We start from the raw sequence: 23480 nt of genomic DNA, 5'->3' as shown, positions 1-23480 counted from the left end.
TATTATAAAACGAATGAGCTTTGAAAAAGTTGCGGTATTGTCATTAATATTGTATATATAGAACTTATATGTTATTTTTTTCTATATTATCATTGAGTATGAAGCACATACTTCGGTAGATTTACCGAGGTATGTGCTTTTTTGCGTGATTCAGGAGGGAAGGCTGTGAAGGTAGCTGTATATTTGGCAAGGGAAGAAGAAGGAGATCATTCAAAATCAGATGAGCTGAATTTATATATATCGATCTGTCCAGAAGCCGACCAGTTATGGTGGGAAGCTAGAAGACAGAAGACTAAGGAGCCTTGGTCTATCATCTGCATTTCATCCCAAATGCCTTTTTCTTGGGCATGCCATCTGAGAGAAAATTTCCGTAAGCAGAGTGCAATGATTAGAGAGGAAACATCGATTCAGAGCTGGAGAAGATGGACCGAGTCTATTTTACAAGAGAAGGTAGCAAGGGAGCCGGTTAAGGATGGCATGAAGTTACTTCGTGATTGTTTAGATATTAAAATCGTGCCGCTTAGGGGAACTAGTCATGCAGAGGAGGTGATTCATTCCCTTTATGATGATGCAGTAGAGGCCGCGGGGCAGCTCACAGGCAGACAGCTGTTGCTCCCGGAAGTGGAAGCACTGCTAACGGAGAACGTTCCGAGTATGCAAACCGAATATAAAGCTGCCATTCAGCTTGGATATTTGGCGGGACGGATTACTTATGAAGCAGCCGTAGCCGAACAGCCGATTCATAAGCAGCGGCACAGTTTGGAGCAGTGGCTTCTTGGCCGGCGAGTGCAGCTGCACTGCCGTCGCTGTGGCAGTGTTGCAGCCGAGCAAAGTCCGTGCGCGGCATGCGGTAGTTCGGCATGCGCTTACTGCGAGGCTTGCCTCGCGCTCGGGCGCAGCCGGGCTTGCGCGCTGCTGCTGCAAGGTGCAGCGCCCCCGGCCGTAAAGGGAGCGGCCGGGGGAGTCCCCAACGTGGCAGACAGCCGGTGGGGACTTAGCCCAGCGCAAAGCGCAGCCACAGGCGCGGCGCTTGCGTACTTGGCGGAGCGGCGCGATGCCAGCTCCGCTGCGGCCAAAGGCCGGTTCTTGCTATGGGCCGTAACCGGCGCCGGCAAGACCGAGATGACCTTCCCGCTGCTGGATGCAATACTCAGCAGCGGGGGGAGCGTGCTCGTAGCCACACCGCGGCGCGATGTGGTGCTGGAGCTCGCTCCCCGGGTGGCCCGCGCGTTCCCTGAGGTGACGCGCGCCACCCTCTATGGCGGAAGCAGCGACCGCTGGCGGCGAGGAGAACTTACCCTCGCCACAACGCACCAGCTGCTTCGCTTCCGCCACGCTTTTGACCTGGTCATCATCGATGAGCTCGATGCCTTCCCATACCACAACGATCCCATGCTCGCTTATGCAGCGGAAGCATGCTGCAAACAGGGCGGCAGCTTTATCTATTTATCTGCCACCCCGCCAAGGGAACTGCAGAAGCAAGCAGCCAGCGGCAAGCTTGCCTATGCGAGAGTGCCGGTTCGTTTTCATCGGCATCCTCTGCCCGTACCGCTGTTGCTGAAAGTTCCTTCTGTCCAGCAGTTATTGAAGCAACATAAGCTGCCTGCGGAATTACTCAGAAGACTCACGTTTTCCATCGAGCGAGGTGCGCAAATTTTTATGTTTGTCACTCGGATTGCTCAGATTGATGCTTTATTACATTTGCTCAGGCTTACATTGCCTGATCTAAGAATCGAAGGAACCTCGTCTGAAGATCCGCTGCGTGCAGAGAAGGTCATGGCTTTTCGGGATCGGACGATTCGTTTACTCGTCACAACAACGATTCTCGAACGCGGGGTCACCGTACCCAAGAGTGATGTGTATATCCTCGATGCCAACAACCGGCTGTTTGATGCAGCTTCTCTTGTGCAGATGGCAGGACGAGCAGGAAGGTCGAAAGATGATCCTGCCGGAAATGTCGTTTTTGCAGCACCCGAGCGCAGTCTCGGTCAGAAAGAAGCCGTAAAGCAAATCAAACGAATGAATACGATCGCAAGACGCCAAGGGTATTTATTGGGAAAGGAGTCAGCAGATGATTAGGTTTGATTGGGTACGTTCCTTTTTGCATGGGCTGGCTGCGCCGCCGGGACAAATCTGCGTCGCATGTGGAAACCGAGGAGCTCTGTCTTCTACTGCGCTGACGGGGCTTTGCCCACGCTGTATTTCTAGTATTCCGTGGATTCGAAGCATACGCTGTCATCGCTGCGGCAGAGCGATCGGCTGCCCAGACTGTGCAAGAGCGGAGAACCTCCGCCGTTCTTTTGAGATGAACCGAAGTGCAGTAAGGTATGATCCTCTCATGCGAGAGTGGCTGGCGGTGTATAAGTACCGGGGCAAAGAAAGGATGGCTCCGCTTCTTGGGACCATGCTGGGTACAGCTTACCGTGCTTTGCAGCGTGAGATGACGCTTTCCCCTCATATGATCTGGCAGGCACAGGCGGTTACGTTTGTTCCGGTGAGTAGGGAGCGACATATAGAGCGGGGGTTTAATCAAGCCGAAAGACTTGCTGAAGTACTTAGTCATGAGGTGTGTCTTCCGGTTATTCCCATGCTGATGCGTACACAGCACACCGAGAAACAAAGTTATAAGTCTCGCAAAGAACGGGTAGAATCGATGCGTAACATTTTTGCTGTTCATGAGGAAGCTTCGATTTATATGAAGAAGATACTAATGAATCTGCCACTAGCCGATGAGCATCAACCGATTCACCTCATTCTAGTAGATGATGTTTATACAACGGGTAGTACACTCGAAGCTTGCAGCCAGGCAATCAACCGATGGGGAGAAGAGCGCGGTATCTATTTTAAAATTTATACGCTCACTTGGGCCAGATCCTAGTAAGATTTCGGTGGCGTTTCTCCGATATAGAAATAAACGAGTCAATTCATCGTGTGAAAATAAGTGAATTCGTGCTCTATTTTTCACAGTTATGCAAGCACTGGCTTTCCACTGTTTCTCATAACTACCAAAGATGACAAGGCTAAATATCGTAGGTATAATGAGGAAAAGCATTCGGAAATGATCTATCTGAAGGAGGCTGAAGAGGATGAATGTAGGTAACTGTCCTCACTGCGGCAAGCTTTACGCGCTTAACGTAATGGGCTGTTGTCCAACTTGTCTCAGAGAAATTGAACAGCAATATGTTGACTGTGCCGAATATTTACGTAAACATAGGGGCGCGAACGTCCAAGAACTGTCCGATGAGACAGGTGTATCCATTAAGCAGATTACACGTTTTATTAAGGAAGGCCGGATCTCTGTAGTGGATGCGCCGAATCTTATGTTGCCTTGTGAAGTTTGTGGTACTTTCATTCGTGAAGGACATATGTGCGAAAGCTGTCGTTCGCGTTTGACCAAGGATTTGAGCAGTGCAGCCCGGGAGGTTAGTCAGGGGGAAGGACGCTCTCTAGGAGCAGGTGCCTATCGTGCAATCGACAAATCAGGACGTTCCTAGGAGACAGGACTTAATTCGCTGTAACACTATAAACAATGTTTCAACCTCTACCGATAACTTTAGTAAAGATTATCGGTTTTTTTATTTTAGATGACTTGATGATACAATAGATCATTCCGATATAAGGGAAAGGGCAGGTGCTTCGTATATGAAAATTAATGAATCCGGTCGCATTGGAGCAATTCATTCTTATTCCAAAAACATAGAGTCTGCTCAGCAGACCGAAGGAAAGAAAACAAACCGCAAGGATGAGATTACGATCTCACCAGAGGCGATGGAAATGCTTCAAAAACAAGAACAAGTCCATAACAGCGAACGCACACAGCGTATTCAGGAACTGAAACAACAAGTTGCTTCAGGCACCTATAGAGTCGATACAGTTAAGCTTGCCGAGAAGATGATGCCGTATTTTAAATCAAGTTCCGAGAAGTAGGAGAGAGTTATGTCCCTAAATCAATTAATTGATGCCATGTATGAACTTGAGACAACGCATCGTGAGATGCTTCGTACAGCAGAAGTGAAGAAAGAATCCATTATTAAGAACGATACAGATACGTTAATCCGTTTGTTAAACCAAGAGTCAGTCATATTGAAGCGCATTCAAAGTCAGGAAGTCATGAAAAATGAAGCGATTGTCTCCTTCTTACTCGAGCGTGGAATTAAGTCCAAATTAAATCTGACCATTACGGAAATCTCTCGTCTCGTATTTGATGTAGAGGATAAGGAAAGATTACAACAAGCTCAAATGGCGCTAAGCACAACCTTATTGCAGCTCAAAGAAATGAATGAAATCAATCAAAAATTGTTAGAACAGTCACTCGCTTTTATTGATTATTCATTGGACGTGCTGATCGATAAGCCAACAATGGAGCCGGTGTACAAACATCCAGATCAACGCCAGGGAGCGGTAGGTCAATTCGGATATTTCGACTCACGAGCTTAAGTTAGGAGGAGTAACACGATGGTTTCCACTTTTCATTCGATAGAGACTGCGAAACGCAGTTTGTTTACACAAACGGCAGCACTCAATACAACAGGTCACAACATATCCAATGCCAATACAGAGGGTTACACGAGACAAACGGTAAAAATGACCGCTTCTTCTCCCATGGATCCGCTTGCTTACTTAAGATCTACTAACCCGGGCCAATTAGGTTCGGGGGTAGAGTTCTCAGCCATTGAACGAATTCGCCAGGGGTTCCTCGACAGTCAGTTCCGCAGCGAGAATTCGAGCCTTGGAAATTGGGAGATCCAATATGATGCGCTGGATAAAATCCAGGGAATCATGACCGAACCTTCCGATACCGGTCTACAGACCGTATTAGATAAGTTCTGGTCTTCCTGGTCTGATCTAAGTAAAGATCCGGAGAACCTCACAGCCCGTAATATAGTAAAAGAATCCGCACTTGCTCTAACGGATGCAATGAACCTCATGAGCAAGCAGCTAGATGGATTAAATCAGGACCTTACTGCAAATATCGGTGTTAAGGCACAAGAGATGCAAACGTATCTTACGTCTATTGCCGATTTGAATAATACGATTTCAAGAATTGAATCTTTGGGCGATAACGCAAATGATCTTCGTGATCAGCGTGATCTCCTTACCGATAAGTTATCCAGAATTGCGAATGTAACCGTGACGGAAAATCAACAAGGATACAATATTTCCATTGGTGGAACGAATCTGGTGAATGGTACGGCAGTTACAGAAGTGACGAGTGCTCTCCTTACGGACGCTTATGCATCTGGAGATCTTACGGGCGGCGAAGTTTATGGAATGGTCATTTCGAGAGACAGCTTTGTAACGAGCTTTCAGAATGATCTGAATCAGCTGGCAAATACCATTGCGAATGGCGATGTTACGATTACTTTACCTGCCGGTTCCTCTGTGCGGGAAGGTACCCTAGCAGATCAAGATACCGTGATTACGGTTAATGGTGCTGAGTCTACCGTTCTGGCAGGACAAGCATTTCCAGCGGGAGCTGTTCTCAAGAATGAGACGCCTTTAACGGTGAAGGGCCTCAACGGACTTCATGAGCTTGGTTTTTCATTAGATGGCTCTGCAAGTGCCGGCATTCCTTTTTTCACAGGAGCAGATGGTGGAACGATTACCGCAGGCAACATTACGCTTAATAAAGAAATTCAACTCAATCCTAATAAAATCGCTTCCTCCTTACGCCTTGATGCTTCGGGTAATGCGGTGAAAGGGAATAATACCCTAGCTTCACTCATGGGAAGTCTGAAAGGCACTTCCTTTACTACACCAGGTGGAACAGATAAGACGACACTTAATGATTTATATAAATCGATGGTTGGAGAACTTGGGGTTCAGACACAGGAAGCTTATCGTAAAATGACGAACTCTTCCTCTTTGGTGACTCAGGTGGAGAACTCTCGGCAATCCGTCAGCGGAGTATCGCTGGATGAAGAGATGAGCAACATGATTAAGTTCCAGCATGCCTATAGCGCAGCTGCTAGATTTATGACGACGTTTGATGAGCTGTTAGAGAAATTAATTAATGGAACCGGGACTGTAGGAAGATAGTAGGAAGACAAGGCAGGCAGGAGGGTAATACGATGATCCGAGTAACCTCGAATATGATGAGCAACCAGCTCATGATGAACATTAACCGTAACGCGAAGCAACTTAATGATACGCAGCTTCAAATGTCCACGGGAATGAAGATTAACAAGCCTTCAGATGACCCAGTAGGTATTACATATGCATTGCGATACCGTACAGAACTGAGTTCCAATGCGGAATATCAGAGCAATGTGGATTCGGCCATTTCCTGGCTGGATTACTCAGATACCGTCGTATCTCAGACCAACGAAGTTTTGCAGAGAATGCGAGAACTAACAGTTACGGCATCAAGCGGAACCAACCCACAAAGTGCCCTGGAGAGTATTCGTCTTGAAGTGAATCAGCTGAAAGAACAGTTTGTCGATATCGGCAATAGCCAGCTTAACGGGAAATATATCTTTAACGGTGAGGGCTATAATCAGAAGCCATATGATTTTGCGAAAAACGCTGAAAATGTATCAGACACTTCTGTATTTAAAAAAGACATGATTGATACCGGAAATGTAAATTATGCTGTCGGCAGCGGGATACAGTTAGCTATTAATGTGAGCGGTAATGACGTGATGGGCTCCGCAGATGAGACAGACAATGTATTTGCAATAGCGGATCGTTTGAGTGAAGCATTGAAAGCTGGGAATTTTGATGCGATCTCTGCTGAACTGGCTCAAATGGACACTCGTGTAGAGAAACTAACAGCTGCACAGGCAGGTATTGGTGCAAAGATGAATAGGATTGAACTAATGCAAAATAGACTCGGTGATATGGAATATAACTTAACGAGTCTGCAAGCGAAAACAGAAGATGCGGATTACGCTGAGCTGGCTGTTCGTTCGCAGATTCAAGAAAATATCTATAACGCAACATTATCTGTTGGTGCAAAAATTATCTCCTCTTCCTTAGTTGACTTTCTTAGATAAGTAAGATGAGAGGAGGCTTCTATTATCATGAGCACAATCCCTATGCTTCAGATCAGGCAGCAGAACGGACGTATTGGCATTGATGCAGATTTAGGACAGTATTCCATAAGACAACCAAAAGCAGATCTTCAGATCAAGAGTAACCCAGCAACCCTTCAAATCGATCAGCATCAGCCTGAGCTTGTTGTAGATTCGTCGCGCGCAAAAGCTGCTTTTACCGGGGGAACACAGATAGAGATGACACAGCGGTTGTATTCAAACGTTAAGCAAATTTTCCTTGAGGGAATTGCCAAACGAGTTGAGCAGGGTAATCGGATGGCGGATTTTTATAAGCCGGGTAATACGATCGCTGAGGTATATGGGAAACAGGAGGCTTTACCGGTTCTAGGGGAATTCCGAGGTGAAGCCTCCATAGATAATGTAGATATACACTTTAATACTCGAAAGACAGACATCGAGATTGAAAGAGGTTCAGTAGCCATCGATGTGAAAGTAAACAAGCCGGAGATTGACTATCAGCGGGGCAAGCTGCAGATCTATATGATGCAGTATCCGTCTATCCAATTTATTCCCCCTGAAGTAGATCAGACGGTGTAACATAGAAGCTATAGAGAGGCAACCGCCAAATCTGTAGCTTTTTTTATATAGAATAGTAGACTCACAAGGATAAAGGAGAGATTACATTGATCATTGAATCCACCTCTTGGGGCAGTATCGAAGTAGAGGACGATCAAATATTTCATTTTAATAGAGGAATTCCCGGATTTGAAGAAGAGAAGGAGTTTGCCATTCTACCTTATGAGGATAGTCCATTTAGTATGATGCAATCGCTAAGTGAGCCAAGTCTATCCTTTCTCTTAGCGGACCCATTTCTATTCGAGCCAGGTTATGAATTTGAATTACCAGATCACGATACCATGGAACTAGGAATTAAAGAGAAGGTGCTCGTACGCTGTATTGTAACCCTTCAAGCATCGATTGAGGAATCAAGCATCAATTTACTAGCCCCCATTGTCATGAATCCAGAGAATGCTGCGGCGAAACAGATCGTGCTGCAACAATCCGGTTACCAGACACGGCATGCCATCAAGGAATTAACTGCAGCCAGAACCCTTTTTGCAAAGGATGGTGAATAAAGATGCTAGTACTATCCAGGAAAAAGGGAGAGTCCATCGTGATCGATGACCATATTGAGATTACCGTGCTCGGCGTCGAGGGAGAGACGGTCCGAATTGGCATTTCCGCACCTGCGGAAGTTGATATTTTCCGTAAAGAGGTTCATCTCGCGATACAGGAAGCGAACAAACAATCTGCCGCTTCAACGAAGGATCATATTGAGGCTTTAATCGTGCAATTTAAGCAGTCAGTGAAAAATGAAAAATAATAGAAAAACTTTTTGGTTTTGCTATAAATAATGAAGTGATTGTAGTCGATATATGTTGTAGGCGCTGAGGGCAAGGGCGGCCGACCTTTCGCCTAAGGCGTTCCACAAGGACGTGGATATCAACTTATTTCAGGGAGGAAATTATAACATGATTATCAATCACAATATTGCGGCTTTAAACACACATCGTCAATTGGGTGCTGCTACAAATGCACAAACAAACAACATGGAGAAATTATCATCTGGTCTTCGTATCAACCGTGCTGGAGATGATGCAGCGGGTCTAGCAATTTCCGAAAAAATGCGTGGACAAATTCGTGGTTTAGATATGGCTTCTAAAAACGCACAAGATGGTATCTCTATGATTCAAACCGCTGAAGGTGCATTAAACGAAACACACTCAATTCTACAACGTATGCGTGAATTATCAGTTCAATCATCTAATGACACTAATACTTTGGATGATAGAAAAGAAATACAGAAAGAAGTTGAACAGTTAAAATCTGAAATTAATCGTATTTCAGATACTACAGAATTCAACACGCAGAAACTATTGAATGGTAGTTTGGGAGCTGTTGGTTCTTCAGATGATACAGCTGTTATTAAATTAAATAATGCTTCAGGTTTGAAAGCAGGAGACTATGATGCAACGGTAACTCAAGAAGCAACTGTTAAAGCTGCAGCAGAAGGTTCAACCACATTTACTGCTGGTACAGATTATACAGGAAAAGAACTTACAATTAATGGGGTTAAAATTGATTTCAGTGACTTAGATACTACAACGGCTACTGGGGCTGAGATTGCAGCGAAAATCAATTCTTATACAGAGAAAACAGGTGTAACTGCTACTAATGGTAGTAATAAAATCACTCTAACTACAGAAGCATATGGTTCAGATGCAAAATTAGTTTTAGGTGGAGCTGATGCAACTGAGTTCGGTGGAGCTGTTACAGGTGGAGACAATGCAGAGGTTTCTATTACAGATGAAAACGGAGTAACTGAAGCATTAACTGGTTTAGGACAAGAAGTTAATTACAAAGGTGCTCAATTAACAGTAACAGATACTACAGGAGCTGGTACAGCTACTATTAAAGTCTCAAGTAGTGGTGCAACTTTACAAATTGGTGCAAACAAAGATCAAAATGTGTTGATTGATATTAATGAAATGAGTACTAAGACTCTAGGAGATACGAATGTAGGCCTTGTAAAAGATATTGACTTACAAACTCAAGATGGTGCAAATAATGCAATTAAAACCCTCGACAAGGCTATTCAACAAGTATCTGCTGAACGGTCTAAACTTGGTGCAAACCAAAACCGTTTAGAACACACAATCAACAACTTGAACACATCTTCTGAGAACCTTACTGCTGCGGAATCTCGTATCCGTGATGTAGATATGGCGAAAGAAATGATGGAACAAACGAAGAACTCTATTCTTTCTCAAGCTGCACAAGCAATGTTAGCTCAAGCGAACCAACAACCACAAGGCGTTCTTCAATTGCTTCGTTAATCAATACTTATTTATTCAAGGAACCCTATTTCTTAGGGTTTCTTTTTATTTTCTCTAAAGACACGGTCTAACTTATCCGATATAAATAGTAAATCATATACGGAGGTTAGCGAATAATGAATGTCCAACTATCGGTATCTGCAGGCTCCAATACATCCAGCTCATCACAAAATGTAGTTGATATGAAACTGTCTTATGTAGCGCAAGATTCTACCCAATTTTCTACAAATGGTGAATCGATGGGTTTAGTTACTCAAGATAGCACCCTTTCAGTGGGCAAGGATCAATTAATCAGAAACATTGAACGTGCATTGAAGACGCTGGAGGGACCTCAAACCATATTGGATATTAATATTCATGAAAAGACACATGACATTATTGTCAGGGTGCTCAACAAAGAGACGGGGGAACTAATTCGAGAGATTCCACCAGAAAAAATGCTCGATCTAGTCGCCAAAATGATGGAGATTGCAGGCATACTGGTAGATAAGAAGATATGAGGAGGTTTCAGTGAAGTGAGAGTTACAGGATTCTCAGGTTTTGATGTTGATTCAATGGTTACATCCATGATGACAGCGAGCAAGGCCCCATTAGATAAATTAACTCAGCAAAAACAAATTTTAAATTGGCAACGTGATAATTACAGAGAAGTAAACAGTAAATTGTTCGATTTTAAGAATAAATTATCAATTTTCAATAAATCTGCTGAATTAAATACCCAAAAGGCTGTTTTAACAGGGAATAACAACGCAGTTAAAGCAGAAGCCTCTGCCAATGCTCAGAATATACCAATGAAAGTAAGTGTAGTGAATCTAGCAAAGCAAGCCACGATAGAAACAGTCGGGGTGGCTCCTAACAAGGATATTAAAACAACTTCTTCTCTTAAGGATATAAGTGGTGATACAGACAACAAAAATTATTCGATTACTATAAGTGGGAAATTGAATGGTGTTTCGTATTCAAAAGATTTTGTGTTTGATTCTAATACTACAATTTCTACCGTTATTTCAACAATTAATTCAGATCCAAAAGCTAATGCAATAGCAAGTTTTGATGAGATAACAGGTAAATTGAAGATTTCTTCTAAAACTTATGGAGAAGCAGCCAATATTAAAGTTGAAGATGCTAGTACCGAAAATTCGTTATTGAAACTTTTCGGAACTGATAATTCTCTCGAAGATAAAGGAGAGAACGCTGAAGTAGTTATTAATGGCAGAAAGTACAATCCGACTACTAATTCATTAGTAGTTAATGGGATTAGTTTAACTTTCTTAAGTGTTACAAACCTTAAATCTCCCAATACAGAAACAGGTGGACTTATTGATCAAAAAGCTGATACAGATGCTATTGAGATCTCTCTTCAAACCGATAATGAGAAGGCATTATCTACCATTAAAAGTTTTATTGAACAATATAATACTCTAATGAGTTACATGAACACCATGTCGAGTGAAGAAAGATACAGAGATTATGCTCCCCTAACAGATGAACAAAAAAAGGAAATGACAGATAAAGATATTGAACTCTGGGAAGCAAAAGCAAAGAGTGGTCTCTTAAAGAATGACGAAATCTTAAAGTCAACAGCATCTTCTATGCGTGAGAATATTACTGGGAAACTATCTGCACTCAGCTCTCTTGGGATCACAACTGGGCAATATTACGAAAATGGGAAGTTATACTTGGATGAAGATAAGTTTAAACAAGCACTGCAGTCTAATCCACAACAACTAATCGATGTATTTCAGGGAGTTGGCAGTTCTACAGGAATATTCAGCAAAATGTCTGAAACAATTAATGGATCTCTTGATAAGTTGGTTTCCAAAGCAGGTACGAGTAAATATTCAGGTGATTTGAACAGTATTTTTAAAGAGGAAAGTATTATGGGACGCCAGCTTAAAGATTACAATAAGCGCATCGACGTACTCCAATTAAAACTTACAAATCTCGAAACAAGATATTACAAGCAATTTACAGCAATGGAAACAGCAATGAATAAATATAATTCTCAGTCCTCAAGTCTATCAAGTTATTTCTCATAATATATTAAAAAGGTGGAAGTTTAATGTTAGCAAATCCATATGATAAATATCGTCAGTCTTCTGTCCAAACCTCGAATCCTGCACAATTAGTAATCATGTTGTATGATGGGGCAATCCGCTTTATCCGTGCTTCGGTTAAAGGCTTGGAGGAAACGGATTTTGAAAAAGCTAATCTTAATTTAGGTAAGGCTCAGACAATTATAAGTGAGCTGATGGTGACTTTAGATCGGAAATATGAAGTTTCTAACGGGCTTTATTCCTTGTATGAATACATGAATTATCTTCTCATTCAAGCTAATATAAAGAAATCCCAGGAACCGGCACAGGAAGCGATGAACATGTTAATCGATCTACGGGACACGTGGCTTAGTGCGAGTAAACTAGCGGTATCAAGGGCGACACATGAAGCAACTAATTGATGAACTGGAGTTAAAGACCAACGAATTACTAGATATCTTGGATAATGCAGATTATGAGGAAATAGAAGAATTTGTTGAGAACCGGCAGGTACTTGTAGATTCTATCTTAGCTGAGGTGATTCAACACAAGATGGATCCCGAGGATGAGCAACGACTAAAAGTACTTCTAAGTCATGACCAAGTTATCGTTGGCAAAATAGTCAGCTTAAAAGCGGAAGCTCAAGAATGGCTTCAGCAGCGCAAAAGGATTAAAGCACAACGCAGTGCTTATGAAAATCCCTATAGTGCGGATAGCTTGTTGATGGATCGTAGAAAATAGAAGGCGTGAAAAGAGAGCGAATTATTATTCAATAATACTTAAGTCATAATGGTTAGCTCGATATCCTTTGACTTAAAAACTGATATTCATAAAATGCTTATATTCATTCATTAGACAAGTGAAAGAAGTACTAATTCACTCCAAAATTATTAACATTCATATGTTAGATATTTGCAGGTAATCATTTTCTTTTCCAATTGACAATGGATAAGTTTGGATGTTATAGTCTGAATTGTGAGCTACGCTCACTTCATTTGAAGACGAAGGGAATGTTCGTGCATGCAAGGTAAAGTTAAATGGTTTAACGCAGAAAAAGGTTATGGTTTTATCGAAACTGAGGATGGCGGCGATGTATTCGTTCACTTTTCCGCAATTCAATCCGAAGGATTCAAAACTTTGGAAGAAGGTCAATCCGTAGAATTCGAGATCGTTGAAGGCGCGCGTGGACCACAAGCAGCTAACGTAATCAAATTATAATCATCCGGCATAGTCCGACCTACATATACGGTTAGATGGTTAACAATTGTATAGTAGTTAGCTTCAAACCTTGAGACTTCGGTCTTGAGGTTTTTTTATGTTTTCTTAGGAAGAATTAACTCTAGTATTAACCGATTGCAACCCTTTTCAAACGGACTTAATAAAATTGTCACATCTCTTTTCGTATGAACAAAGAAACCGCTTTATTTTTTTACTTTACCATATCATTCATGCTATAATCGAGGTGTAAAGGAAAAGGAGGACTGCCCTATGAATTTGAGTATTCGAGGACAACAAATCGAGGTTACTGATGCTTTGAAAGATTACGTAGATAAGAAGCTGAATAAACTGGAAAAGTATTTCGACGAACCTCTTACCTCTGATGGCAATGTTACGCTAAGTGTTAATCGAGGCCTGCACACCGTAGAGGTAACTATTCCTATGAAAGGTCTAGTACTCCGCGCAGAAGATGAAAGCAATGATATGTACGGCTCCATCGATGCTGTAGTAGACAAGCTTGAACGTCAGATTCGCAAGCACAAAACAAAGATCAATCGTAAATTCCGCCAAGAAGGCAATCTGAAGACTCTCTTTGTAGAAAATGTGCCTGCTAGTGCATCTCCTACAACCGATGATGAACTGGATATGGATATTGATGATTTTGAAGTGGTGCGTACGAAACGTTTCTTACTCAAACCGATGGATGTGGAAGAAGCGATACTGCAGATGAACATGATCGGCCATAATTTCTTCGTATTCTCCAATATTGAGAATAATGAAGTAAACGTCGTTTACAAACGTAAAGACGGTAAATATGGTTTAATTGAGAAAGAATAGCCCTTCCACTCGGAAGCGAAGGATATCTGATATTTTCTTTATGAATTACTTAAGTGTTGAATGAGAATATTATAATATGATGATAGTGAAGGGCCTCCAATTCTACGGAAAGGGGGTCCTTTTTGATTTCCATTAATTGCATACAGATGAAGCGAAACTTATTAGGCAGGACCTGCGTCTAATATATACATGGGGTGAGAGTCTGCTTTTTGCCATAAAACTCGTAAGATCGATGGTAAATCAAGTAAAATAAAGGGTTCTCCGTGTTGCGGCAGTCTTTACAAACTGTTACAATTTAGGCAAAACCATTTTTCAATTGAAGCCCGAGTTTGGGTTTAATTTATAATGGATATGTTTCTATATATATATGATTTTAATAACGTCAGCTTGTGCATGTAAGAACTGTTAATGTATTTCACATTGGAGTTTTCTAACACTACCCTTAGTATGCCGAGCTTGATTATATTATCTGTTTGCACGAAAGGGGTTAACCATGCTAGGACTAGTGAAGAAGATCTTCGGCGACACCAATGAGCGTGATGTCAAACGTCTGATGAAGACGGTCGATGTAATTAATAAAATGGAGCCGGAATTTACCGCGCTTTCCGACGCTCAGCTGCAAGGTAAAACGGAGGAATTCCGTTCTCGTATTGAAAAGGGAGCTACGCTCGACGATCTATTGCCTGAAGCTTTTGCTACGGTGCGGGAAGCATCTAAACGTGTCCTGAACAAACGTCATTATGATGTACAGCTGATCGGTGGTATTGCCCTTCATGAAGGCCGTATTGCAGAGATGAAGACAGGGGAAGGTAAGACCCTCGTAGGTACCCTTCCTGTGTATCTGAATGCATTATTAGGTAAAGGGGTCCATGTCGTTACCGTCAACGATTATCTTGCTCAGCGGGATAGCCAGGAGATGGGACAGATCTATGAATTCCTCGGCATGAGCGTTGGGATTAACTTGAACGGTATGGATCATGCGGCAAAACAGGCAGCTTATGCTTGCGATATTACGTACGGTACAAACAATGAATTCGGATTTGATTATCTCCGCGATAACATGGTCCTTTATAAAGAGCAAATGGTACAGCGTCCGCTTTACTACTGTATTATTGATGAAGTCGATTCCATCTTGGTCGATGAAGCTCGTACACCGCTAATCATTTCAGGACAAGCTCAAAAATCGACAGAACTTTATTTTGCAGCAGATCGTTTTGTGAAACGACTGGTAGCAGAAGAAGATTACACGGTAGATATTAAAGTGAAATCCGTGGCCCTTACCGAAGCAGGGGTTGCAAAAGCAGAACGTGCTTTTGGCATTGAGAACTTGTATGACCAAGCGAACGTTACACTGAATCACCATGTCGTACAGGCCCTCAAAGCGAATGTCATTATGCGCCGTGACGTGGATTATGTAGTAACCGATGATGAAGTTGTGATCGTTGATGAATTTACCGGACGCCTTATGGCCGGACGTCGTTATAGTGATGGTCTTCACCAAGCGATTGAAGCAAAAGAGGCAATTGAGGTTCAGAACGAAAGCATGACACTTGCTACGATTACATTCCAGAACTACTTCCGGATGTACAAGAAGCTGGCAGGTATGACAGGTACGGCGAAGACAGAGGAAGAAGAGTTTAAGAAAATTTATGGACTTGAAGTACTCCAAGTACCAACCAACCGTCCGAATCAGCGTGATGATATGGCGGATATTGTGTACAAGAGTGTGGAAGGTAAGTTTAAAGCAGTCGTGAATGAGATCGTAGAACGTCATGCGAAGAACCAGCCGGTACTCGTAGGTACGATTTCCATCGAGAACTCTGAACTTCTCTCCGAAATGCTCAAACGCAAAGGCGTGAAGCATCAGGTACTGAATGCGAAATACCATGCAGAAGAAGCACAGATTATCTCCGGTGCTGGCCAAGCGGGTGCAGTTACGATTGCAACGAACATGGCTGGACGGGGTACCGATATTATTTTGGGTGATGGCGTAGCTGAACTAGGCGGCCTTCATATCATTGGTACGGAACGTCACGAATCCCGCCGGATTGATAACCAGCTTCGGGGCCGTGCAGGACGTCAAGGTGATCCAGGTTCCACACAGTTCTATCTCTCTCTTGGAGATGAGCTGATGAAACGTTTTGGTGCAGATAATGTACTGAACATGATGGAGCGTCTTGGATTTGAAGAAGATCAACCAATTGAGAGTAAAATGATTACACGTGCTGTAGAATCTGCTCAAAAACGGGTAGAGGGCAATAACTTTGATATGCGTAAAGTCGTACTCCAGTACGATGATGTTATGAATCAGCAGCGTGAAGTTATTTATAAACAGCGCCGTGAAGTGCTCGAGTCCGAGAACATCAAAACCATTGTTATGGAGATGATTCGCGGAACCATTCAGCGTAATGTGGAAGCACACTGTGTAGATGACATTCCTGAGAACTGGGAACTGCAAGAAGTGGCAGACTATATCAACAGCAAAATGCTTGAAGAAGGCGCCATTACACGCGACGATCTATGGGGCAAAGAAATCGAAGAGATTGTCGAATTTATTTTCGCTAAAGTTCAGAAGAAATATGACGAGCGAGAAGAACGAATCGGGGAAGATATGGTTCGTGAATTCGAGAAAGTTATCGTGCTTCGTTCTGTAGACAGCAAATGGATGGATCACATCGATGCGATGGATCAACTCCGTCAAGGGATTCACCTGAGAGCATACGGCGGTACTGATCCGCTTCGCGAATACCAGTTTGAAGGGTTTGCGATGTTCCATGAGATGATCGCTACCATCCAGGAAGAAGTTGCGACCTATGTCATGAGAGCTCAAATCGAGAGCAACCAGGAACGTCAAGCGGTAGTCGATGAGAACAAGATTTCTACCAGCGGCGAACCTGCGGAGAAACGTCCTGTGAAAGTGGATGACCAGATCGGACGTAACGATCCTTGTCCATGCGGCAGCGGCAAGAAATATAAACAATGCCATGGACAAAATTAATCATCCAGCCATACAATAATTTAAACATGTAACAACCTATACGGCTCCTTGGAGCTTGCTAGTATACCTGGCAGGCTCTGATGGGGCTTTATCTACAGTAAAGAGAGGAATTTGTAGTATGATCGATCCGTCCGTAAAACAAGATTTGCGTGAAATCAGCAAGAAATTAACGAACCTTAGGGGGTCTCTTTGACTTAGACCTGAAGAATGAAATGATTGCTAACTTTGAAGAGAAAATGTCTGCACCTGATTTTTGGGACGATAGTGATAAAGCACAGGCAATTATTGCCGAAATGAACGCGGTAAAAGGATCCGTGGACGATTATTTGAAGTTACAACGAGAATATGATGATGCCACAATGATGATCGAACTTGCCGATGAAGAGGGTGATGAAGATGTCGCTGCTGAAGTAGGAGAGACCATCAAATCGCTTGTGAATAAGCTGGATGAGTTTGAACTACAGTTACTTCTTGATCAGCCTTATGACAAAATGAATGCGATTCTTGAACTTCACCCAGGGGCAGGCGGAACGGAATCCCAGGATTGGGGCGAGATGCTGCTTCGTATGTATACACGCTGGGCCGAGAAACATGGCTTTAAAGTGGAAGTGCTAGACTATCTAGCGGGAGATGAAGCGGGCATTAAAAGTGTAACCCTCTCCATCAAAGGATATAATGCCTACGGTTATCTAAAAGCGGAAAAAGGAGTACACCGACTGGTTCGGATCTCACCTTTTGATTCTTCTGGCCGTAGACACACTTCTTTTGTATCTTGCGATGTCGTACCGGAAATTACGGAAGATGTAGAAGTCGATATCCGGACGGAAGATCTGAAGATTGATACGTACCGGGCAAGTGGCGCCGGTGGTCAGCATATCAATACGACGGATTCCGCGGTTCGTATCACCCATTTACCTACAGGTGTAGTCGTAACGTGTCAGAATGAACGCTCTCAGATCAAGAACCGTGAGCGTGCGATGACGATGCTTCGTTCTAAACTCTACGAGCGTAAAATAGAAGAACAAAGAAAACAACTGGATGAAATCCGAGGAGAACAATCGGATATTGCATGGGGAAGCCAGATTCGCTCCTACGTGTTCCATCCCTATAGTATGGTAAAGGATCACCGTACAAGTGTGGAGTCAGGGAACGTAGGTGCTGTCATGGATGGTGACCTGGATCCGTTTATTGACGGATATCTCCGCAAGCAAATTAAGGTGGAGTCTGAATAATTTATAGGGAATTCCTACATGGTAAAGGGGAAGTATAACCATGTAGGAATTTTTTTGCTGGTTGAAATATTGGATACATCTTTCATACTTAGATCATTTTCATCCTTGTGGCGTGAATTATGAAATAAATATATAGCGATATTATTTTAAGGGGAGATTAGAACGTAATGCAGCAAGCACAACAACCCAAAAACAAAAGATGGAACTCCATCATTCCGATTGATGGACCGCTAAGGATGGCACTAGATACATTTCTGATTATATTTGGATCGTTTGTTATGGCGATTGCCTTTAATTTATTCCTTGTTCCCAATCAGATTGCATCAGGCGGTGTATCGGGAATATCGATCCTCGTGCAGGAAGCGTGGGGCGTGGAACCTGCATATACCCAGTGGGCACTCAATATCCCTCTATTTATTGCCGGTTATCTCATTCTCGGCAGACAATATGGAGTTCGATCCTTGCTCGGAAGTTTTATGCTTCCCTTCTTTGTTTATCTGACGGATACATGGGCAGTTCCGACAAACAATCCGCTTTTGGCATCCATTTTCGGCGGGATCGGAGTAGGTTTAGGAATTGGGATTGTATACCGGGGCCGCGGTTCAACGGGTGGTCTTACGATTCTTGCACAGATCATTCAGAAATTTAGCGGTTTACGTCTTTCCTTATGTGTCATGCTGCTTGATGGAACCGTCATTATTCTGGCGGGGTGGATACTGTCACTGGAGAACTCTTTGTTTGCTCTAATCAGTTTGTATGTCACAGGTAAAGTAATTGACTCTGTTGAAATGGGCTTTGGCACCTCCAAAGTTGCTTATATTATTTCGGAACAAACAGAGTCCATTTCAAAAGCAATTCTCGATGATCTGGACCGTGGTTTAACAAAACTTTCCGCACAAGGCGGTTACACAGATGATGATCGGACGGTGCTGATGGTCGTTGTTGCACAAAATGAAATCACCCGTTTAAAAGCACTTGTACGTTCGGTTGACCCGAATGCCTTTGTGACGATTACGAATGCACACGAAGTATTAGGTGAAGGATTTACTAGAGCTTAAACTGCTGAGCATATGGTAGGTCAGGAGTAGAAAACGGCTAACTAGATCGTAAACAATAAAAAATGGACAGACCTTCATCGGTCTGTCCATTTTTGTATTTATACATGTAAGTATCATCTTACAAGATAGGTGAAAGCAATCTGGAGATGGATTCCTTAAAGCGAATCCAGAGGGAACGCTGCTTGTAATGTTCCTCTGTCAGCTCGGCTGAGAGCTGTAAGTCTTTTTCGAAAGCATCGGTCAGCTGCTGTGCAATATCAGTATCGTAGATAAAAGCATTGATTTCAAAGTTCAGACGGGAGCTGCGCACATCGAAATTAGCCGAACCGATCGTTGCTATTTTATTATCGACGACAATCATTTTGGTATGGAGGAATCCATTGTCATAAACAAAGATTTTTGCGCCCACTTTAATCAGTTCACCAACATAGGAAGTGGTTGCCCAGTATACAAACATATGGTCCGGTTTATTCGGAATCATGATACGTACATCAATCCCCGACAAACAAGCGATACGGACAGCATCGAGCATACTAGCATCCGGGATAAAATACGGGGTCTGAATCAGGATTGATTTTTTGGCCGCAGATATCATTTTTATGTACCCGTTCTTGATATGTTCGATTTCTGCATCTGGTCCGCTGGTAACGATCTGCATCCCTACATGGCCTGTTTTCTCTGGTTCAGGAAAATGTGCAGGTACAAACGTGATGTCATGATATCGAGATGCTTCGTTCCAGTCCATGATAAAGCGAGCTTGAAGTGTCGCAACTGCAGTTCCTTGAATTCGCAGATGCGTGTCACGCCAGTACCCAAATTTTTTGTCGAGTCCGAGATACTCATCTCCTACATTGAATCCACCCGTATATCCAATCTGTCCATCAATAATGACGAGTTTTCGGTGATTTCGGTAGTTCAGTCGAAGGTTAATGGGACTTAGTTTGGATGGGAAAAACACTTCCACTTTTCCTCCAGCTGCAGTCAGTTCCTTAAAGAAACGTTTTCTCAGCGTTCTAGAACCAAGCGCATCATATAGAACTCGTACATAAATGCCTTCCTTAGCCTTCTTGATCAGTGCATCCCGAATTTGTTTTCCAAGTCCATCAGAACGATAGATGTAGTACTGAATGTGAATATGGTCTTTCGCGTTATTAATATCTTCAAGCAGTTTATCAAACTTCTGATGACCGTCTACAAAGATATCAACCTTGTTATCTTCGGTGAATAGAGCTCCATTTTGTATAAGATGCATATAGATGAAGTCTTTGTACTCTAAAGTGTCTGGTTTGCGAAACGGGAAATCTTTTTCCTGCAAAAGATGAACTTGATCAATGACCATCTGGTCGATATTAAGTTTAGCGCGTTCCTTCCATTGAAAGAGGCGATAGCGAGTGAGGTTCTGACCAAGCAGCAGGTAGAGAACAAATCCGAGAATCGGAATGAAGGTGAGCACAAGCAGCCAAGCCCACGTCGAGGTAGCGTCCTTTCGTTCCAGGAAAACAACAGCTGCCGCGAGCAGCATATTGATCACCAGGATGATAATAGAGCTGATGTGATTAATATCCAAAGCGATAGCTCCTTTAAATATGATATATAGATTTATTTAAACCCTATTATGCATCATAACACTCTGTTGGAAACATCGGAAATAGATATTTCATTTTTCACCGAATCCCTGGGTGCTAAATCATAATGAATGATTTGATTTGTATAGAATAATGTATAAAGTGTTGTATTTATATAAACACCAATGTATAATAATGCACATCGATGAATAAAAAAGTATATTTTAGCATGATCAACCTATAAATGGATTACATACATAGAAAATAGACTATTCATGAGATGGAGGCAACCCCAATGACTCAGAAATGCAAAGTTGCAATCGTAGGTTCCACTGGATATGGCGGTGTGGAACTCATTCGATTTTTATATCTTCATCCCCATGTAGAGATTACTTCTGTAATTTCGTCTTCGACAAGCGGTGTGTCGATCGCTGAAGGGTTTCCTCATCTGACAGGGATTGTGGATCAGAAGCTGGATGGAATTGATATCGTGAAGATGGCAGAAGAGGTCGATCTCGTATTCACAGCAACTCCATCGGGAGTAAGTACGAAGCTAGTTCCTCAACTAATTGATGCAGGTTTAAAAGTGATTGATCTTTCGGGTGATTTTAGACTGACAGATAGCGCGGAATACGAAGCGTGGTATAAACATAGTCCGGCAGAAGATATCTATTTGGATCAGGCGGTATATGGTCTAAGCGAAATCTATGGAGAGAACGCGGCAGGTGCTTCCTTTATATCCAATCCAGGATGCTATCCAACAGCGACGCTGCTTGGACTGATTCCCGCAATCAAGGCAGGGCTGATTGATCACCGCAGTATTATCATTGATGCGAAGTCGGGAGTATCCGGTGCTGGAAGAGGAACGAGTCTATCTTCCCATTACGCAGAAATGAATGAGAATTTTAAAGCCTACAAAGTGAATAAGCATCAGCATATTCCTGAGATTGAGCAGGTCCTCAGCGACCAAGCAGGAGAGCCGGTTACCGTTACGTTTACAACGCATCTTGTTCCGATGACAAGAGGAATTATGAGTACAATGTACGCTCCGCTAAAAGGCGAATATACTGATCAAGATTTTATAGATGTTTATAAGCAGTATTATGAGAACCGGTCTTTTGTAAGAATCCGTGAAAAGGGGATTTGGCCGGCTACAAAGGAAGTATTCGCATCCAATTATTGTGATATTGGTTTTGCAGTGGATGAGCGAACGGGCCGGGTTACGATTATATCCGTCATTGATAACATCGTAAAAGGTGCCGCAGGCCAAGCGATACAGAATTTGAACTTGATGATGGGCTGGGATGAACAGACCGGACTGAATTTTTTACCAGTATACCCGTAATTCGAATGAGATAGCCGTATTGCAGTCGATTTTATTTACCTGGATGGAAGTGGGGAGAGGTTATGGCACAGGTTGCATATCAAGCATTTCAAGTTATACCCGAAGGATCAATCGTATCACCAAAAGGTTTCGCAGCAGGGGGACTGCATTGCGGACTCAAAAAGACAGATCGTAATGATCTCGGTGTCATTACCTGTGAAGTTCTAGCGGATGCAGCGGCAGTGTATACGACGAATGTATTTCAAGCCGCACCGCTTCAAGTTACTAGAGAAAGTATGCAGAACGGTAAGCTGCAGGCGATTGTCGTAAATAGCGGGAATGCCAATGCCGTAACAGGTCAGCAAGGTGAAAAAGACGCTTATGCCATGCGGCTCGCTACGGCAAAAGAGCTGGGTATTGCAGTAGAGAATGTAGCCGTGGCATCGACAGGCGTGATCGGTGAGCTGCTTAATATGGAAAAGGTGCATGCCGGGATTAAGGGATTACCTGCAAGAGTAGGTTCAGGAAAACAAGAAGCAAGTGATTTTTCCCAAGCGATCCTGACAACGGATCTAGTGAAGAAGGAAATCTGCGTCCGTACTTTTATAGATGGAAAAGAAGTGATGATTGCAGGGGCTGCGAAAGGTTCCGGGATGATTCATCCCAATATGGCGACCATGCTTGCCTTTGTGACATGCGATGCACAGGTGGATCGGGCTGCGCTTCAAGGTCTGCTCGGAAAATCAACCGATGCTACATTTAACATGATTACCGTAGATGGTGACACAAGTACAAATGACATGCTTATTGCGATGGCAAGCGGGCTTGCAGGCAATGAGACTTTGCATCCGGGACATAAGGATTGGGAGAACTTCGCAGCAGCATTCAACTATGTGTGTGAAGTGCTTGCTAAGGCGATTGCAAGAGACGGAGAAGGAGCAACCAAGCTCGTTGAGGTAAATATCGCGGGTGCGGTATCGGATGATTCAGCAAGAGCCATCGCGAAGACGGTCATCGGTTCGAGTCTCGTAAAATCGGCGATGTTTGGAGCGGATGCGAATTGGGGACGGATCATTGCTGCTGTAGGTCGTGCAGGAGAACCCGTTCAGCCCGATCAGGTGGATGTGAAGCTTGGATCTATTTTAGTGTTATCGGGATCACGTCCGGTTGCTTTTGATGAAGAAGAAGCTCTGCGTTATCTGCAAGGAGATTCAGTTCAGATTCATGTGGATCTGCATGGAGGAAGCGGGAACGCAACCGCGTGGGGCTGTGATCTGACTTACGATTATGTTCGAATTAATGCGGCCTACCGGACGTAAG

The 23480-nt window shown here is 43.1% G+C and carries 23 protein-coding genes; 22 read left to right on the top strand and 1 reads right to left on the bottom strand.

Translation table 11 applies throughout. The annotated features are described in order from the left end of the window. Nucleotides 1–165: 165 nt before the first annotated feature. The 20 genes from KJS58_RS03105 (at nt 166) to KJS58_RS03010 (ending at nt 19271) form a co-directional block, all read left to right on the top strand. Nucleotides 166–2079 (top strand): ATP-dependent helicase ComFA, encoded by a 1914-nt coding sequence (locus KJS58_RS03105; RefSeq protein WP_249716873.1) that lies wholly within the window; start codon nt 166–168, stop codon nt 2077–2079. Next, nucleotides 2072–2878 carry a ComFC family protein gene (locus tag KJS58_RS03100; protein ID WP_213530391.1) on the top strand — a complete coding sequence of 269 codons (807 nt, stop codon included), beginning with the start codon at nt 2072–2074 and terminating at the stop codon, nt 2876–2878. Before KJS58_RS03105 ends, KJS58_RS03100 begins: the two co-directional genes overlap by 8 nt. 208 nt (nt 2879–3086) lie before the next feature. Further along, nucleotides 3087–3494 carry a flagellar protein gene (locus tag KJS58_RS03095; protein ID WP_213530389.1) on the top strand — a complete coding sequence of 136 codons (408 nt, stop codon included), beginning with the start codon at nt 3087–3089 and terminating at the stop codon, nt 3492–3494. Between the two features lie 148 nt (nt 3495–3642). Further along, nucleotides 3643–3927 carry a flagellar biosynthesis anti-sigma factor FlgM gene (gene flgM, locus KJS58_RS03090; protein ID WP_213530387.1) on the top strand — a complete coding sequence of 95 codons (285 nt, stop codon included), beginning with the start codon at nt 3643–3645 and terminating at the stop codon, nt 3925–3927. 9 nt (nt 3928–3936) lie between these two features. Continuing rightward, entirely contained in the window at nt 3937–4437 is a 501-nt protein-coding gene (locus KJS58_RS03085; RefSeq protein WP_213530385.1) for a flagellar protein FlgN, read from the top strand. A gap of 18 nt (nt 4438–4455) precedes the next feature. Continuing rightward, entirely contained in the window at nt 4456–6039 is a 1584-nt protein-coding gene (flgK, locus tag KJS58_RS03080) for a flagellar hook-associated protein FlgK (RefSeq protein WP_213530383.1), read from the top strand. A gap of 32 nt (nt 6040–6071) precedes the next feature. Then, on the top strand, nt 6072–6995 hold the full coding sequence (gene flgL, locus KJS58_RS03075) for a flagellar hook-associated protein FlgL (protein WP_213530381.1): 924 nt from the start codon (nt 6072–6074) through the stop codon (nt 6993–6995). A 27-nt stretch (nt 6996–7022) separates the two neighbouring features. Further along, on the top strand, nt 7023–7592 hold the full coding sequence (locus KJS58_RS03070) for a DUF6470 family protein (RefSeq protein WP_213530379.1): 570 nt from the start codon (nt 7023–7025) through the stop codon (nt 7590–7592). Between the two features lie 86 nt (nt 7593–7678). Further along, nucleotides 7679–8131, top strand: coding sequence for a flagellar assembly protein FliW (fliW, locus tag KJS58_RS03065; protein ID WP_213530377.1), 453 nt, complete (start codon nt 7679–7681; stop codon nt 8129–8131). 2 nt (nt 8132–8133) lie between these two features. Continuing rightward, on the top strand, nt 8134–8379 hold the full coding sequence (gene csrA, locus KJS58_RS03060; protein WP_213530375.1) for a carbon storage regulator CsrA: 246 nt from the start codon (nt 8134–8136) through the stop codon (nt 8377–8379). A gap of 148 nt (nt 8380–8527) precedes the next feature. After that, entirely contained in the window at nt 8528–9892 is a 1365-nt protein-coding gene (locus tag KJS58_RS03055; RefSeq protein WP_213530373.1) for a flagellin N-terminal helical domain-containing protein, read from the top strand. 116 nt (nt 9893–10008) lie between these two features. Continuing rightward, nucleotides 10009–10392 (top strand): flagellar protein FlaG, encoded by a 384-nt coding sequence (locus KJS58_RS03050; protein WP_213530371.1) that lies wholly within the window; start codon nt 10009–10011, stop codon nt 10390–10392. A gap of 15 nt (nt 10393–10407) precedes the next feature. After that, nucleotides 10408–11931, top strand: coding sequence for a flagellar filament capping protein FliD (fliD, locus tag KJS58_RS03045; RefSeq protein WP_213530369.1), 1524 nt, complete (start codon nt 10408–10410; stop codon nt 11929–11931). 23 nt (nt 11932–11954) lie between these two features. Then, nucleotides 11955–12350 carry a flagellar export chaperone FliS gene (gene fliS, locus KJS58_RS03040; protein ID WP_213530368.1) on the top strand — a complete coding sequence of 132 codons (396 nt, stop codon included), beginning with the start codon at nt 11955–11957 and terminating at the stop codon, nt 12348–12350. Continuing rightward, nucleotides 12334–12669 (top strand): flagellar protein FliT, encoded by a 336-nt coding sequence (gene fliT, locus KJS58_RS03035; RefSeq protein ID WP_213530367.1) that lies wholly within the window; start codon nt 12334–12336, stop codon nt 12667–12669. Before fliS ends, fliT begins: the two co-directional genes overlap by 17 nt. A gap of 279 nt (nt 12670–12948) precedes the next feature. Beyond that, the gene (locus KJS58_RS03030) at nt 12949–13146 is read left to right on the top strand and encodes a cold shock domain-containing protein (RefSeq protein WP_009594275.1); all 198 of its coding nucleotides are present in this window, start codon (nt 12949–12951) and stop codon (nt 13144–13146) included. 270 nt (nt 13147–13416) lie between these two features. After that, nucleotides 13417–13983 carry a ribosome hibernation-promoting factor, HPF/YfiA family gene (gene hpf, locus KJS58_RS03025; protein ID WP_213530366.1) on the top strand — a complete coding sequence of 189 codons (567 nt, stop codon included), beginning with the start codon at nt 13417–13419 and terminating at the stop codon, nt 13981–13983. A gap of 493 nt (nt 13984–14476) precedes the next feature. Then, the gene (gene secA, locus KJS58_RS03020; RefSeq protein WP_213530365.1) at nt 14477–16981 is read left to right on the top strand and encodes a preprotein translocase subunit SecA; all 2505 of its coding nucleotides are present in this window, start codon (nt 14477–14479) and stop codon (nt 16979–16981) included. Between the two features lie 118 nt (nt 16982–17099). After that, nucleotides 17100–18213 (top strand): peptide chain release factor 2 gene (gene prfB, locus KJS58_RS03015; protein WP_213530364.1). Its coding sequence is split into 2 segments (ribosomal slippage): nt 17100–17171 and nt 17173–18213, totalling 1113 coding nucleotides; the frame shifts between segments, so codons are not numbered across the junction. Between the two features lie 167 nt (nt 18214–18380). Beyond that, nucleotides 18381–19271: a YitT family protein gene (locus KJS58_RS03010; RefSeq protein WP_213530362.1), complete on the top strand. Its 891-nt coding sequence runs from the start codon at nt 18381–18383 to the stop codon at nt 19269–19271. A gap of 118 nt (nt 19272–19389) precedes the next feature. On the opposite strand, the gene cls is transcribed toward KJS58_RS03010, so the two are convergent. Beyond that, the gene (gene cls, locus KJS58_RS03005) at nt 19390–20838 is read right to left on the bottom strand and encodes a cardiolipin synthase (protein ID WP_283771236.1); all 1449 of its coding nucleotides are present in this window, start codon (nt 20836–20838) and stop codon (nt 19390–19392) included. A gap of 293 nt (nt 20839–21131) precedes the next feature. Between cls and argC the strand changes: the two genes are divergently transcribed. Beyond that, nucleotides 21132–22181 (top strand): N-acetyl-gamma-glutamyl-phosphate reductase, encoded by a 1050-nt coding sequence (gene argC, locus KJS58_RS03000; protein ID WP_213530360.1) that lies wholly within the window; start codon nt 21132–21134, stop codon nt 22179–22181. 62 nt (nt 22182–22243) lie between these two features. Beyond that, a complete protein-coding gene (argJ, locus tag KJS58_RS02995; protein WP_213530358.1) occupies nt 22244–23479 on the top strand; it encodes a bifunctional glutamate N-acetyltransferase/amino-acid acetyltransferase ArgJ in 1236 nt (411 codons plus the stop codon). The last annotated feature ends 1 nt before the right edge of the window (nt 23480 follow it).

Source organism: Paenibacillus sp. J45TS6 (assembly GCF_018403285.1).
Classification (GTDB): Bacteria; Bacillota; Bacilli; order Paenibacillales; family Paenibacillaceae; genus Paenibacillus.
The sequence above is the reverse complement of the archived record's forward strand: the minus strand, read 5'-3'. Positions and strand labels throughout refer to the sequence as shown.

Bases quoted from the DNA above. Each gene is read 5' to 3' on its own strand.
- KJS58_RS03100 (WP_213530391.1), top strand. From the start codon at position 2,072: ATGATTAGGTTTGATTGGGTACGTTCCTTTTTGCATGGGCTGGCTGCG.
- KJS58_RS03095 (WP_213530389.1), top strand. From the start codon at position 3,087: ATGAATGTAGGTAACTGTCCTCACTGCGGCAAGCTTTACGCGCTTAAC.
- flgM (WP_213530387.1), top strand. From the start codon at position 3,643: ATGAAAATTAATGAATCCGGTCGCATTGGAGCAATTCATTCTTATTCC.
- KJS58_RS03085 (WP_213530385.1), top strand. From the start codon at position 3,937: ATGTCCCTAAATCAATTAATTGATGCCATGTATGAACTTGAGACAACG.
- flgK (WP_213530383.1), top strand. From the start codon at position 4,456: ATGGTTTCCACTTTTCATTCGATAGAGACTGCGAAACGCAGTTTGTTT.
- flgL (WP_213530381.1), top strand. From the start codon at position 6,072: ATGATCCGAGTAACCTCGAATATGATGAGCAACCAGCTCATGATGAAC.
- KJS58_RS03070 (WP_213530379.1), top strand. From the start codon at position 7,023: ATGAGCACAATCCCTATGCTTCAGATCAGGCAGCAGAACGGACGTATT.
- csrA (WP_213530375.1), top strand. From the start codon at position 8,134: ATGCTAGTACTATCCAGGAAAAAGGGAGAGTCCATCGTGATCGATGAC.
- KJS58_RS03055 (WP_213530373.1), top strand. From the start codon at position 8,528: ATGATTATCAATCACAATATTGCGGCTTTAAACACACATCGTCAATTG.
- KJS58_RS03050 (WP_213530371.1), top strand. From the start codon at position 10,009: ATGAATGTCCAACTATCGGTATCTGCAGGCTCCAATACATCCAGCTCA.
- fliS (WP_213530368.1), top strand. From the start codon at position 11,955: ATGTTAGCAAATCCATATGATAAATATCGTCAGTCTTCTGTCCAAACC.
- fliT (WP_213530367.1), top strand. From the start codon at position 12,334: ATGAAGCAACTAATTGATGAACTGGAGTTAAAGACCAACGAATTACTA.
- KJS58_RS03030 (WP_009594275.1), top strand. From the start codon at position 12,949: ATGCAAGGTAAAGTTAAATGGTTTAACGCAGAAAAAGGTTATGGTTTT.
- hpf (WP_213530366.1), top strand. From the start codon at position 13,417: ATGAATTTGAGTATTCGAGGACAACAAATCGAGGTTACTGATGCTTTG.
- secA (WP_213530365.1), top strand. From the start codon at position 14,477: ATGCTAGGACTAGTGAAGAAGATCTTCGGCGACACCAATGAGCGTGAT.
- KJS58_RS03010 (WP_213530362.1), top strand. From the start codon at position 18,381: ATGCAGCAAGCACAACAACCCAAAAACAAAAGATGGAACTCCATCATT.
- argC (WP_213530360.1), top strand. From the start codon at position 21,132: ATGACTCAGAAATGCAAAGTTGCAATCGTAGGTTCCACTGGATATGGC.
- argJ (WP_213530358.1), top strand. From the start codon at position 22,244: ATGGCACAGGTTGCATATCAAGCATTTCAAGTTATACCCGAAGGATCA.